The sequence below is a fragment of the Pedobacter jamesrossensis genome, from assembly GCF_042650905.1.
GTDB lineage: Bacteria > Bacteroidota > Bacteroidia > Sphingobacteriales > Sphingobacteriaceae > Pedobacter > Pedobacter jamesrossensis.
The window spans coordinates 24,183-37,473 of record NZ_JBHSBY010000122.1; the positions used below are offsets into that span (position 1 = coordinate 24,183).

Annotated in this window: 15 protein-coding genes; 8 read left to right on the top strand and 7 right to left on the bottom strand. The window is 33.5% G+C overall.

Translation table 11 applies throughout. The features are described from left to right. Window positions 1–247: 247 nt before the first annotated feature. From pckA to ACFOUY_RS12965, 3 genes are all read right to left on the bottom strand, one after another. Window positions 248–1,843 carry a phosphoenolpyruvate carboxykinase (ATP) gene (pckA, locus tag ACFOUY_RS12955; RefSeq protein ID WP_378961205.1) on the bottom strand — a complete coding sequence of 532 codons (1,596 nt, stop codon included), beginning with the start codon at window positions 1,841–1,843 and terminating at the stop codon, window positions 248–250. A gap of 177 nt (window positions 1,844–2,020) precedes the next feature. After that, a complete protein-coding gene (locus ACFOUY_RS12960) occupies window positions 2,021–2,371 on the bottom strand; it encodes a translation initiation factor (protein ID WP_378961207.1) in 351 nt (116 codons plus the stop codon). Between the two features lie 11 nt (window positions 2,372–2,382). After that, window positions 2,383–3,285: a diacylglycerol/lipid kinase family protein gene (locus ACFOUY_RS12965; RefSeq protein WP_378961209.1), complete on the bottom strand. Its 903-nt coding sequence runs from the start codon at window positions 3,283–3,285 to the stop codon at window positions 2,383–2,385. Window positions 3,286–3,489: 204 nt separating this feature from the next. Between ACFOUY_RS12965 and metK the strand changes: the two genes are divergently transcribed. After that, window positions 3,490–4,740, top strand: coding sequence for a methionine adenosyltransferase (gene metK / locus ACFOUY_RS12970; RefSeq protein WP_378961211.1), 1,251 nt, complete (start codon window positions 3,490–3,492; stop codon window positions 4,738–4,740). Between the two features lie 85 nt (window positions 4,741–4,825). Here metK and ACFOUY_RS12975 read toward each other — a convergent pair whose 3' ends face one another. After that, window positions 4,826–5,353: an ExbD/TolR family protein gene (locus ACFOUY_RS12975; protein WP_378961213.1), complete on the bottom strand. Its 528-nt coding sequence runs from the start codon at window positions 5,351–5,353 to the stop codon at window positions 4,826–4,828. Window positions 5,354–5,553: 200 nt separating this feature from the next. On the opposite strand from ACFOUY_RS12975, the gene ACFOUY_RS12980 reads away from it, so the two are divergent. Next, a complete protein-coding gene (locus ACFOUY_RS12980; RefSeq protein ID WP_378961215.1) occupies window positions 5,554–5,898 on the top strand; it encodes a hypothetical protein in 345 nt (114 codons plus the stop codon). A gap of 52 nt (window positions 5,899–5,950) precedes the next feature. Here ACFOUY_RS12980 and ACFOUY_RS12985 read toward each other — a convergent pair whose 3' ends face one another. Then, on the bottom strand, window positions 5,951–6,691 hold the full coding sequence (locus tag ACFOUY_RS12985; RefSeq protein ID WP_378961217.1) for a DUF3738 domain-containing protein: 741 nt from the start codon (window positions 6,689–6,691) through the stop codon (window positions 5,951–5,953). A 35-nt stretch (window positions 6,692–6,726) separates the two neighbouring features. Continuing rightward, window positions 6,727–7,149: a TlpA family protein disulfide reductase gene (locus tag ACFOUY_RS12990; RefSeq protein ID WP_378961219.1), complete on the bottom strand. Its 423-nt coding sequence runs from the start codon at window positions 7,147–7,149 to the stop codon at window positions 6,727–6,729. Window positions 7,150–7,273: 124 nt separating this feature from the next. On the opposite strand from ACFOUY_RS12990, the gene ACFOUY_RS12995 reads away from it, so the two are divergent. The 3 genes from ACFOUY_RS12995 to ACFOUY_RS13005 are packed head-to-tail and all read left to right on the top strand — an operon-like array spanning window position 7,274 to window position 9,891. Continuing rightward, entirely contained in the window at window positions 7,274–8,785 is a 1,512-nt protein-coding gene (locus ACFOUY_RS12995; RefSeq protein ID WP_378961221.1) for a sensor histidine kinase, read from the top strand. Then, window positions 8,773–9,468, top strand: coding sequence for a response regulator transcription factor (locus tag ACFOUY_RS13000; RefSeq protein ID WP_378961223.1), 696 nt, complete (start codon window positions 8,773–8,775; stop codon window positions 9,466–9,468). The genes ACFOUY_RS12995 and ACFOUY_RS13000 overlap by 13 nt, the downstream gene beginning before the upstream one ends. A 48-nt stretch (window positions 9,469–9,516) precedes the next feature. After that, window positions 9,517–9,891, top strand: coding sequence for a transmembrane 220 family protein (locus tag ACFOUY_RS13005; RefSeq protein ID WP_378961225.1), 375 nt, complete (start codon window positions 9,517–9,519; stop codon window positions 9,889–9,891). 11 nt (window positions 9,892–9,902) lie between these two features. Here ACFOUY_RS13005 and ACFOUY_RS13010 read toward each other — a convergent pair whose 3' ends face one another. Next, window positions 9,903–10,073, bottom strand: coding sequence for a hypothetical protein (locus ACFOUY_RS13010; RefSeq protein ID WP_378961226.1), 171 nt, complete (start codon window positions 10,071–10,073; stop codon window positions 9,903–9,905). Between the two features lie 252 nt (window positions 10,074–10,325). Here ACFOUY_RS13010 and ACFOUY_RS13015 point away from each other — a divergent pair, with 252 nt between their 5' ends. From ACFOUY_RS13015 to ACFOUY_RS13025, 3 genes are all read left to right on the top strand, one after another. Continuing rightward, window positions 10,326–12,035: an FAD/NAD(P)-binding protein gene (locus ACFOUY_RS13015; RefSeq protein WP_378961229.1), complete on the top strand. Its 1,710-nt coding sequence runs from the start codon at window positions 10,326–10,328 to the stop codon at window positions 12,033–12,035. 44 nt (window positions 12,036–12,079) lie between these two features. Next, window positions 12,080–12,658 carry a DUF1543 domain-containing protein gene (locus tag ACFOUY_RS13020; protein ID WP_378961230.1) on the top strand — a complete coding sequence of 193 codons (579 nt, stop codon included), beginning with the start codon at window positions 12,080–12,082 and terminating at the stop codon, window positions 12,656–12,658. Between the two features lie 182 nt (window positions 12,659–12,840). Continuing rightward, window positions 12,841–13,068, top strand: a complete 228-nt coding sequence (locus ACFOUY_RS13025) for a hypothetical protein (RefSeq protein ID WP_378961232.1) — start codon at window positions 12,841–12,843, stop codon at window positions 13,066–13,068. Window positions 13,069–13,291 lie beyond the last annotated feature (223 nt).

A 13,291-nucleotide genomic window follows, 5' to 3' on the forward strand; every position in this document is an offset into this window, starting at 1 on the left:
AACTTTTGTAATACACACAACGTATGTTTATCTGATTTTGTTGCGAAAACAAATTTATAAATTGATTTCAAATTACAAATTAATAAATCAATAAACAATTAAATCGTTACTTAACTTTTAGTTTACAGGCTATACCTGTGTATATAACAAAAGAATTGCCTCAGCCGGAGGCAATTCTTCCACAATGAAAACTAAAAAAAAATCGAATTGCAAATTTTTTAAGTAAAAAATGCATTTAAACCTACATTTAACACATTTTTAACTCTTCTGTGTGCACTTTTGGGATGTTTACCTGTTTAAACTGCTTAAAATTTTGAGCAAAGGCTCCGTCAAGTTCGTATGCCTTTAGAAAATATTCTTCTTGATTGCTCCATGTTTTAGATGGGTCTAAAATTTCATCTGGTACGTTAGGGCAATGTAAAGGCATCATTAATTTAAACACATGATGAAGTTTGTAATTAGGATGATCTAAATCGCCGTTTATTGCAGAGGTAATCATTGCCCTGGTATAACTTAATTTCATTCGCTTACCAATCCCATAAGGACCGCCAGTCCAACCCGTATTTACAAGCCATACATTTACTTTTTGCTCTTCCATCTTTTTGCCGAGTAAATCTGCATATTTTGATGGATGTAAAGGCAAAAATGCTTTACCAAAGCAAGCCGAAAAAGTTAACTGAGGTTCGGTTATGCCAGCTTCAGTACCTGCAACTTTTGCGGTATATCCACTCATAAAATGAAACATTGCCTGTTCTACATTTAACTTGGAGATTGGAGGTAAAACACCAAAAGCATCAGCTGTTAAGAAGAATATATTTTTAGGGGTAGCCGCAACCGAAGGCAGAACGGAGTTATCTATATAATCAATAGGATAGGCAACTCTTGTATTTTCTGTTTTATCAATATTCGAAAAATCTACATCATTTGTTCCAGGATAGAAATTTATATTCTCTAACAAGGATCCAAATTTTATTGCCTTATAGATTTGAGGTTCTTTTTCTAAAGTTAAATCGACACATTTTGCATAACATCCACCTTCAAAATTAAATATAGAGTTTTCACTCCAACCATGTTCATCGTCGCCAATTAATGCTCTTTGCGGATCGGCAGATAAAGTTGTTTTTCCTGTTCCAGACAAACCAAAAAATATAGCTGTATCGCCATCAACACCAACATTTGCAGAACAATGCATAGAAAGCGTATTTCTATATGTAGGTAGCAAAAAGTTTAAAACAGAAAATATGCCTTTCTTAATTTCACCGGTATAGCCCGTTCCTCCAATCAAAATCATCTTTTTGGTAAAGTTAATTATAGAGAAATTCTCTTGTCTTGTACCATCAATCAGCGGATTGGCAAGGAAGCCAGGAGCCGCGATTATAGTCCATTCAGGAGTTATCCCCAAATCTTTTTCATCAGGACGAATAAATAGATTATTTGAAAATAGATTTTGATAGGCTGTTTCGGTAATAATTCTTATAGAAATTGAATAATCTGGATTTGCACAAGCAGAAGCATCTCTAACGTAATAAACCTTATTATTAAGGTAATCGGTCATCTTGCCTAAAAGCGAATTAAACTGCTCAGGGCTGAATTTTATATTAATATCTCCCCACCAAACCGTATTTTCTGTGATGTCGTCGCTGACAATAAATCGGTCTTTAGGCGAGCGCCCTGTAAATTTTCCTGTATCTACTGCTAAAGCGCCGGATGATGCCAAGAAACCTTCATTGTTTTCCAAGGCTTCCTTAATCAATTCGGCAGCAGATAATTGATATTTAACACCCAAACCTGCCTTCAGATTTAAATAGCTTAAATCAGGCGCTTGTAGTTCCATTTTGCTCATAACAATAAGTTAGTTAGTGGAGCAAATGTAAAGAGATATCTTACAAAAAATCAAATTTTTTATTGTCTTTTTTTACATATTGTAGCTTATACACTATGACTTAAACGATTGATAATCAATTTAATAAAACGTTTAAATTGTGATTAAAAAAATTAAAAAAATACACTAAGTAGTAATTTATCCGCCAGCTTTTTTGGCTTTGAAACCTTCTTTTTGAAGAATTAGCATCACCTTGTCTCTAACATCTCCCTGAATAAGAACTTCACCATCTTTCACAGAGCCGCCAACACCACATTTATTTTTCAGCATTTTGCCTAAAATCTCCAAATCTTCAGTTTTACCTTTAAAACCAGTAATTAGGGTTACCGCCTTACCTCCACGATTCTTTTTATCAAGCATTACTCTTAAATCCTGTTGTTGATTCGGAGCTGTTACCCTATCATCAATTTCTTGCTCATATTCGAATTCTGGATTAGTAGAGTACATAATCCCTCCTAAATCGCTTAAGCTATTCTTTTTCTGTTTCATTATTTAAATTTCTAGGGAACAATTACCTCCAAAGATAAGGGATTGATGTTAATCTCTACTTCCTTACCCATTTGCAAAGGCTCGCCGTCAACATGCACGGGCCCATCATGCTCTCGATATATTTTTATGCTTTTGCCTTTAATAATCTCTATCATATCCGATGTTTCAGCTGTTCCTTTCAACATTACGTAACTTAGAACAGGTAATTTCAACATCGAAAATGGCTTTATAATGCAAACATCTAGTAAGCCGTCTTTCACCGAAGCATTTGGTGCGATGTAAACATTATTACCATATTGAGATGAGTTTGCAATGGTTAAGGCAAAGGCTTTTCTTCTATATTCAACTCCATCTATATTTAAAATATAAGATTCACCCTTATAATTAAAAACCTCTCTTAAGCTTAATTTCAGATAACCCGTTAATCCCCTTTTCTTATCCTTCGAAAAAGCAGCACTCAAGTGGGCATCAAAACCTAATCCGGCAAGATTAAAAAAAGATTTGTTATTAAAATAAGCAGAATCAATCTTATCTGTTTTTAGTTGATTTATAAGTAAAATAGCTTCTTTTAGATTTTGGGGAATATTTAAGAACCTTGCCAAGCCATTACCCGAGCCTAGGGGCAGAATGCCTAATATTTTTTTATGCTCGAGCACTTTCCCCGCAACCTCATTTATTGTCCCATCGCCACCAGCTGCCACAATTATGTCAAAATTTTTAGCAATTGCTTCTTCAACAATTTCACTGGCATGCCCTATATGTTCGGTTAACCTGAAGTTTGCATTAAACTTTTCTTTATCCAAATACTTATCTATAAGTGCTGGAATGCGTAATTTGGCTTTCCCACCAGATATGGGATTGATAACGAATAAGATATTGATTTTGACTTGCAAAGCTTTCGAATGAGGATACAAAATAATCTATAATTTTTGAAATAAAGAAAATATGCTAATTTTGCAGTGTTAAAAGTGGATTGATTTGCGATGTTTCGATAACAGGAACGGGATTGCAACCACTCTAAAAAAAGTGCTAATACCATCCTATACACAATTGAACCTGGTTTCAGGGAACATTAGCACTTATTAAATTGTTTTAATTTCAACTTAAATATTTAATAAATGTCGTATTTATTTACTTCAGAATCTGTATCTGAAGGCCACCCTGATAAAATTGCCGATCAAATTTCGGATGCTTTAATTGATAACTTTTTGGCTTTCGATGCTGAATCTAAGGTTGCTTGTGAAACTTTAGTAACAACGGGACAGGTTATTTTAGCTGGCGAAGTAAAATCAAAAACTTATTTAGATGTGCAGCAAATTGCACGTGATGTAATCAAGAAAATTGGTTATACAAAAAGCGAATACATGTTCGAAGCAAATTCTTGTGGCATTTTATCTGCTATTCACGAGCAATCGCAGGATATTAATCAAGGTGTAGATAGAACGACCAAAGAAGAACAAGGTGCTGGCGACCAGGGTATGATGTTTGGTTATGCAACTAATGAAACTGAAAATTACATGCCCCTGGCACTCGATTTATCGCATGCCCTACTGATTGAACTGGCTAATTTAAGAAGAGAAAATTCTGAAATTACTTATTTGCGCCCTGATGCAAAATCTCAGGTAACCTTAGAATATTCTGATGACAATAAACCGCAGCGAATTGATGCGATTGTAATTTCAACACAACATGATGATTTTGATGAAGAAGCAACCATGTTGGCAAAAATTAAATCAGATTTAGTTTCAATCCTGATTCCAAGAATTAAAGCAAAGTATCCTCAATATGCCCATTTATTTAATGATCAAATTACCTATCACATTAATCCAACCGGAAAATTTGTAATTGGTGGTCCGCATGGTGATACAGGCTTAACAGGAAGAAAGATTATTGTTGATACGTACGGCGGTAAAGGTGCTCATGGTGGTGGTGCATTTTCGGGTAAAGACCCAAGTAAAGTGGATAGGAGTGCTGCTTATGCAACGCGTCATATTGCTAAAAACTTAGTTGCTGCAGGTTTAGCTGATGAAATTTTAGTTCAGGTTAGTTATGCAATTGGTGTTGCAAAACCAACTTCTATAAACGTGGTTACTTATGGCACGTCGAAAGTTGGTTTAACCGATGGCGAAATCAGTAAAAAAGTAGAAGCAATTTTCGATATGCGTCCTTACTTTATCGAGCAACGTTTAAAATTAAGAAACCCAATTTACAGCGAAACTGCTGCTTATGGCCACATGGGTCGTACACCAGAAACCGTTACTAAAACTTTCAGAACTCCAAATGGTGAAGAAAAAACAGTTACAGTTGAATTATTTACCTGGGAGAAATTAGACTACGTGGATAAAGTTAAAGCTGCCTTTAGCATTTAATTTTAACGATAATATTAATCAGAAAAGCCCTGAATAAAAATAATTCGGGGCTTTTCGTTTTCTAGACACCTTTATTTAACAACATTTACAGTTTCTCCTGTTTCATAAAGGTTTCTTCTTTTAGAGACGTATTTTCATCGGTAATTGCATAAGATTTAACCCCTGTAATTTTCATTTCATCTATCACATCTACCAAGTTTTTATATGTCGAGGTGCTCATTGGCTTAATAATTACGATTAAATATTTTTCAGGATTATTTTGATGCGTTTTAGCAACCAAAAGTTTATTCTTTATAATTTCTTTCTCAATTAATCTTACCTTTGTAATTTTAATTGAAGCATTATATGTTTCGCCCATATAGCACCCCGCCTGATTACTTTTTCCAAGTAAAATTGTCATAGTTCTTGAAGCTGGATAAGGAGTGGGAGTATTGATGGGGGTAGGTTTAGAAATATCTGCAGCTTTCATCTCTGTTAGAGATGTGGTGAGCATAAAGAAGGTTGTAAGTAGAAACATTAAATCGACCATTGCAGTTAAATCGACCCTTGGTGCTGTTTTTTGTGTTCTTCCATTAGTAGCCTTGCCACCTTTAGAAATTTCGAGTGTTGCCATATTACTTAGGTTTTTATAATGATGTCAAATCAAACCAGATTACATAAATGGTTAACTAATTTCCTTAATTGGTAAATCTTAGAACCTCGGCAAAATTTAAAGATTAATTGGTTAATAGTCATTTAGTTTTTCTATATAATAAAAAAACAAGCAAACCATTTTGAACCGCACTTGTTTAAACTAAATAAAAACATATTACTATGGAACAGCCAATTGCAATGAACACTTTGAGTCAAATTTTGGAGAAATTGAGGCTGAAAGGAAAAGATAACGAATTAAAGATGACTGATCACGGCAAAATGCAAAGTCAGAAAGGTAAGATTTACAAACCAGAAGACTTAACTATCGTTAAAACATATCGCTTCGAAGGCGATTCCGATCCAGGAGATAATTCTGTTCTTTACATTACTGAAGATAAAGAACAGGAACTAGGTTATATATTAGATGCTTATGGCATTTATTCTGATAACGTAGGATCTTCTTTTGACGATTTCCTTAAGAAAATCCCAACAGAAAATAGGGATGAGCAAGAATTATTTTGTTAAAACTGTAAGAAAGCTAGAGACACGGAGAATTCGTGTCTCTTTCTGTTTAAAGCTATTTGTAGAATACCAAAACTTTCATTTTTTTCTCTTTTTTAACCACATCCAGACCAATATCGTTTATCGACTTCATAATTCCTTCTTTCGTTCTATATTCTACATTGGTTTTTATGTCATATCTTTTATCAAAGCCTGTTTCATCTACAACTGGCAAACTAAATTCATTTGCCAAGTATTTTTCTGCAAAATCGGCTATTTTTGCTCCTTGCCCGTCATAACCTCGCCCGCTAAAACTGTAACTTAGTTCGTCTTTTGTAGATTCTTTCGGTTTGAAATTTTTATTTACCAAAGCATAAACAGACATATGACGATATTCGATTCTTACTTTAACGGGTAAATTTAATTGCAGATGATTTTGCAAAATAACCATCAAACTATCCTTTTCTTCGGGTTTAACCAGTAAATCAAGTGAGTATAAGGTATCCTTATTTTCATAATCCGAAACTTCTTTTTCTGGTATTTCATAAACGAGTTGCTTTTCAGAAACGATTCCATAAGCATCTTTATACAAGCCAACCATTGTTGCGTTTGTAAAACTAATTCTCCGTTTTGCATAAATACTTTTATCTAAAAACCTTCTACTCCCTGATGGTTGCCCTTGCATATAACCCCTGAGTGAAAAGCTATGACTTAAAGTCGAGTCTACGGCAAACGGATCGCCATTACCAGCAAGTTTTTCCTTTTTGGTTTCTCCGCTTGATTTTATGGCCTCGCCTTTTATTAGTTTATCTATCATTGATTGATTAATGGAATCACTTTTTACGAGCGCAACTATTTTTCCTTTTGGTTTACTACAATGCTTTGACCAACATATGAAAGTGCAAACAATTGGTAAAAGAAACCAGAAGTATCGCTAGCCAACCAAATTTTAGATGGTTTTTTCTTCAGATAAGTATTCAGTCGTTCTGGAGTATCATCTGATAAACCAATAACCTGAATCGTATTCTGATTGGCAAGCTGTAATTTTGCAAGTGTATCCATTTCTGGCAAGCAAGGCGAACACCAGGTTCCCCATATATTTAAAATATAAACTTTGTTTTGAGGTTTGTGAAGCGAAACAGACCTAATAGGCGCATTGATTAAGTTTTGAATCGGGATATCAGGAAATTGTTCTCCAGTTCTAGCTTGTAAACCTTGAGCCATAGCATTAATGGATACCAAAGCAAAAAGGAAATTAAAAAATATTAGCTTCATAACTTTAAAATATTTCTTCAAAATTGGAGAATGAAAATTTGAGAAAAGTTATCGGCCACGTTAATTAAAGTTATATTATGTTAACGGGTTTAATTAGCACTTAAGAATTATATACATTTGAGTCATGCATAAAAAGGCCAGTTTGTTAGTTATTGTTTGCTTTGTGGCAACGACAGGCTTATTGGCTTTGCAAGCTTACTGGATCGTTAAATACTATAACGTTACTAAGGTAAATTTCGAGAAAGAAGTAAATCTTGCCTTTGAAGACGGCATTAAAAAAGAACTGAGCTTACGTTGTGATACCATTCAGAAAATTGTAGAGCATAAAATTTTAGATACTAATGCATTCGTAATTAGTGCCAAATTTGATAAGGCAGACAAAAAATATGTATATACTATAAGTGCTAAAGGAAACGCAAAAGATAAATTCTCTTCATCATTTAGCTTCGCTAATTATAGCAAGGCGCTTCCAAAAGACAAGCGAGACACGAGCGTTAGAAAACACGTTGCTGGGATGCTTGCTTTACTAATGAGAGAAGAAGATTTAGAATCGCACACGATTTACTATCGAACACAGAAACTGGGCATTTTTATGGATGAACAAGCAAAAAAATATCAGTTCGATACAACCAGACTTCGACCCGCCTTTAATCTTTATTTAAAAGAAAGAAACATTAATGTACCATACAGTTTTATGGTTAAAAAAGATGATAGCACTAATAATAAAAGCATTATAAATACTAAATTATCTAACACCTATCCTATTATTACCAAGGCATTTTCAACTTACCGATATACCGATAATCAACATTATGTTAGGGCGATGTTTAAAAGTCCGAACTCTTACATCCTTTCTAAAATTAGCTTAATTTTACTTGCATCATTGGCTATGATTCTTATTATTTCTGGCTGTATGATTTTCATATTAAAAAGTCTTTTTCGAGAGAAAAGATTATCAGCAATTAAAAATGATTTCATTAGCAATATAACACATGAATTTAAAACACCAATCGCAACTGTTTCAGTAGCGATTGAAGCCTTAAACGACACAACCATTTTAGCAGATAAAGAAAAAACCATAAGATACTTAGACCATGCTAAAAACGAAATAGAAAGATTAAATCTTTTGGTTGATAAGGTTTTGAATTTAGCCATTTACGATGGAGGCCGATCGGAAATTATTAAAGAAGAAGTTAATATTGCTGAATCAATAAACGATTTGATTAAACTTCATCAATTATCAAATGCTAAAGAAGTAACCATAACATTTATAAATCAAAGCAACGAGATTTACATACAGGCAGATAAAATTCAGTTTCAGCATGCTTTAAATAATGTATTGGATAATGCTATTAAATATTCTCCCAACGAAGCCAGTATCCTAATAACCGTTGATAAAGTTGGAAATTACTTGGTGTTAAAACTTAAAGATAGTGGAATAGGGATTTCGGAAAAAGAAATTTTAATGGTTTTTGATAAGTTTTACAGAGTTAGCACAGGAAATAATCACTTGGTTAAAGGCCATGGATTAGGCTTAAATTATGTTAAACAGATTATGATACGACATGCTGGTTGGTATAAAATTGAGAGTGAATTAGGGCAGGGAACAACGTTGATTTTAGCATGGCCGATTTAAATAAAATTCTCTTGGCCGAAGATGAGCCTGCATTAGCCGAAATTGTAAAAGAAACCTTAGAGTTGAAGGGATTTGAAGTTATTCATACTCAAACCGCTTCAGCAACCATTTCCAAATACCATAGTTCCAAACCCAATATTTTGGTTTTAGATGTAATGTTACCCGATGGAGATGGATTTTCTATAGCTAAACAGATTAGGCAAACTGATACGCAAACACCAATTATATTCTTAACTTCAAAATCGCTACCAAGTGATGTTGTTACTGGTTTTGAAAGCGGCGGCAACGATTACCTCAAAAAACCTTTCAGCATCGAAGAACTGTCTATTAGAATTAAAGCACTTTTAAGTCAAAACAGATTGGTTTTTTCACCAAGTATGGAGAAAAAGCAACCAATAAAAATTGGCAACTACTCATTTCTTTATCCCGAGGGAATTTTAACTTTAAATGGAACACAAAGGGTTTTAACAAATAGAGAAGCCGAAATTTTACAAATGCTACTACTGAATCGAGACAATATGCTCGCACGAAATACGATTTTAAATACGTTGTGGAACTATAATGATTACTTCTCTGGTAGAAGCCTTGATGTTTTTATTGCTAAATTGAGAAAATACCTAAAAAATGATGCATCTATATTTATCATCAGTATTAGAGGGCAAGGATATAAACTAGTTTACTAGAATTTTTATCTTTAAACTTTTCTAACAATTATTACTTAATCATTCCTTTTGAAAGCTTTTAATCTATTATTCTGCATTTTATTCATTTTCTCGGCAGCACTTCAATACAACGATCCAGACCCATACATTTGGGTGCCTATTTACCTCTATGGTGCATGGCTTTGTTATCAGGCATATCGTGCGAAATATTATCCAAAAGCATATTTAGCGGGCATTTTTATTTTTGCAATTTATGCCCTTTTTCTTTATTTTGATAAAACTGGTGTACTAAACTGGTATCAAGAGCATCGGGCAGAAAATATTGTACAAAGTATGAAAGCTACAAAACCCTGGATTGAAGAAACACGTGAGTTTGGTGGATTGCTAATTCTTATCATTGCCTTGGCAATTAATTATTTTGCGTTTAGAAAGAATAAATTATAGCCCTTAAAAAATCAAGGATTTTTAGCAACAAATTGCTTTTCAATTTTTTGTATCCATTCGCTTTTAGATTCTATGAATTTGAATACGTAAGTGAGTAATACAAAAACACCTAGTGCAATAAGAAATGTTGCCATCATTTTATTACTCATTTCTATCTGAACTTGTTTTCTGCATTGATCCATAATAAATATTTAGGAGTCGGGCAAAAAGAGAGCATCAATCCCCTTACTCAGGCCTTAGAACGCATTAGGCTCTAGATTGTTTCAAGCTTTTGTTCAAAAATCTATTAATACTATTATAAAGTAGCTTAATCTGTTTCATTGCATCTTTTAGTTGGAAGGTTGATTAGTTAATAATTATTACTGTGTAGTGCATAATTAAAACTTTTTCAGAGGAGAAAGGTTATCACATCAAGTATTATAAATAAAAACAAATTGAATAAATTTAAACGCATTGCCGTTCTTGGTGGCGGACCAAGTGGCCTTTTTTTATTAAAAAGATTAGTTGAATCGGGCCAGATAGACTTTAGTATTGATATTTTTGAAAAAAACAAACAGCTCGGTGCTGGCATGCCCTATAGTCCGGAGGGCGCAAACAATGAACATATTACAAACGTATCTGGAAATGAAATTCCAGAATTAGTTACTTCGGTAGAAGACTGGATTAAAACAATTCCATCAGAAAAACTTCAACATTTTCACATAAACCCGGATAATTTTAATGATTACAAAGTAATGCCCCGTCTACTCTTCGGACAATACCTCTCTGCCCAATTCGAATTACTTAAAAAACAGGCTGAAGAAAAAGGAATTTCACTTACAATCTATTTAAATAGCACAGTAAACGATATTATAGATTATCCTGACGAGAAAAAGGTTGTTGTGGAATTAAATGATAAATCGGTGTTTGAATACGATAATGTAATTATTTGCACTGGCCATAGATGGCCAAAAAAGTTAGAGGGGCAGATTCCAAATTTTTATGATTCACCTTACCCACCTTCAAAATTGAGATTTAAGGTAAATCATCCGGTTGCAATTAAAGGCTCATCATTAACAGCTATTGATGCAATTAGAACCTTAGCACGCCAGAATGGAGATTTTAGTACCGATAAAAATGGAAAAGTAAGTTACATATTGGATAACGAGCAACAGAACTTTAAAATGGTTATGCATTCCAGAAGCGGAATGCTGCCTGCAGTAAGATTCCATTTGGAAGACCCTCATTTATTAAAAGATTCGGTACTTAGCAAAACTGAGATAGATAGAAAAAGAGCCGAAAATGATGGTTTTCTTTCTTTAGATTATCTTTTCGAAAAGAATTTCAAAGATTCTTTTAAAGATAAAAGACCCGGTTTTTATCAGCAGATAAAAGATTTATCGATGGAGCATTTTGTAGCCAAAATGATGGATTTTAGAGTGCAACAAGATCCGTTTAAACTTTTTAAAGCCGAATACTTAGAAGCCCAAGAGTCTATTGATGAGGAAGAATCTATTTACTGGAAAGAAATGCTAGCTGTATTAAGTTTTGTAATGAATTACCCAGCTAAGTATTTCTCTGCAGAAGATACACTTAGGTTACAAAAAACTCTAATGCCACTTATTTCTATCGTTATTGCTTTTGTACCGCAAAGTTCAGTGGAAGAAATGCTTGCTTTAAATGAGTCAGGTGTACTAAAAATCGTTTCAGTTGGAGAAGATAGCTGGGAAGAGCCACAACCAAGTGGAGGTGTTATTTACCACTACACGGATGAATTTAATAAAAAGCAGTCAATCCCATTTAAAACCTTTATTGATTGCGTAGGACAACCACATTTATCTTTCAGAGAAATCCCTTACGAAAGCTTGGTGGAGCGAAAAACAGTAAGCCCCGCAAAAATTAAATTTCGAGATAAAAATGAAGCGGTTTTAGCAATAAATAAGGGAAATAAAAATATCGAACAAGATAGAGAAGGAAATTACTATTTAAATGTACCAGGAATAAAAATTAACGATAATTTTCAGGTTGTAGATGCGTACAACGCTCTGAATGAAAGAATATATATGATGGCGGTTCCTTATATAGGTGGCTACAATCCCGATTATTCTGGTCTTGATTTCTCTGAGGCTGCATCTTCTAAAATTATAAATGCTCTTTTAGGATAAGATTTGTTTAAAACTTGTTGGAACTTAAAAGGTTTATCATAGATATGATTAACGAAGCACAACAATCGGCACCAAAACTCTTTATGCTATTATTAGGTTCAAAGGCTCCTAAAAGGAATGTAGAACAACACGATTATTTTTTCGGAATCGCACATTCTTTAAAAGAACTTGTCCCACAAATAAAGTCATTTTGGCCAGAGGCTGGTAATAGCATTCATGTTGATGGCTGGCGAGAAGTTAATACCGTTAATGGTTTCGAGATAAAGATTATACCAAGAGAACAGGCAGTTACAACATCAGAAAACAAACTGTTTTTTATTAACCTTGGCGGTTATCAAACCAACAAGCTACAAGAACAGCATTATGTTGTTTTATCTGTTCAAAGCAATAGAGCAAATGCCATACAAGACTCAAAAAAAACGGTGTTCTTCAAAACCAACTCAATAAAAGGGGCAAATGCACATATTGATGAAAAATATGGAATTGATGTAGATGATATACACCGAGTAGATGATATACTAGATAAGCAGCAGAAAGAAAATTATCACATTCAAATTTCACCTTCTTCTAACCTACCTGAAGATGAAATTCATTTAGGCTATTTTAAACTCGATAAGTTGTAACTTATAATTCATTGCGTTTTAAGTATTCAGAAATTAAATTCACACTTCCAAAAGTGATAAATCCAGTAAAGAAATTGCATATAAAGCGTGGAGAGCAATTATCATGGAAAACTAGTCGATAATGTTTACAAAAAAGTAGATATTATGTAGGATTAAGTAGTCTTAATTTAATATTTTTGGATATGAAAAAGCAAAATACCCAATTAAAGGACTTTTTGGCTAGAGTAAAACAATTAAGAGGTTTTGGAGATATGAATTCATATCGTGTGGTGAATGAATTTAAAGAGCTCAGCAACGACAAAGATCAAAATATTAAACATATAATCGAAGATTTTTCAAATCCTGCAACTTATTACAATGGTAAAAACAGACTAATTAAAGAAGTAGAAGATCAAATAAATAACGATTAGATTATAATCCCTTTAACATTAACACTCGAAAAAGTTTTAGGAATAGTGTTGCTCATATTTTACCATTAATGACGATGAGCAAAGTCTTTCGATAGGAGTATTATTTTTTGCAGTGTCAGGGTATGTAAAATAAACTGTGTCAAATCTAAAGTAATGCTTCTCAAAAAAAATCTAGTTCAAATCTAATATCATTCTGTCAGGAAACCAAATGGCAAGTTTCTGA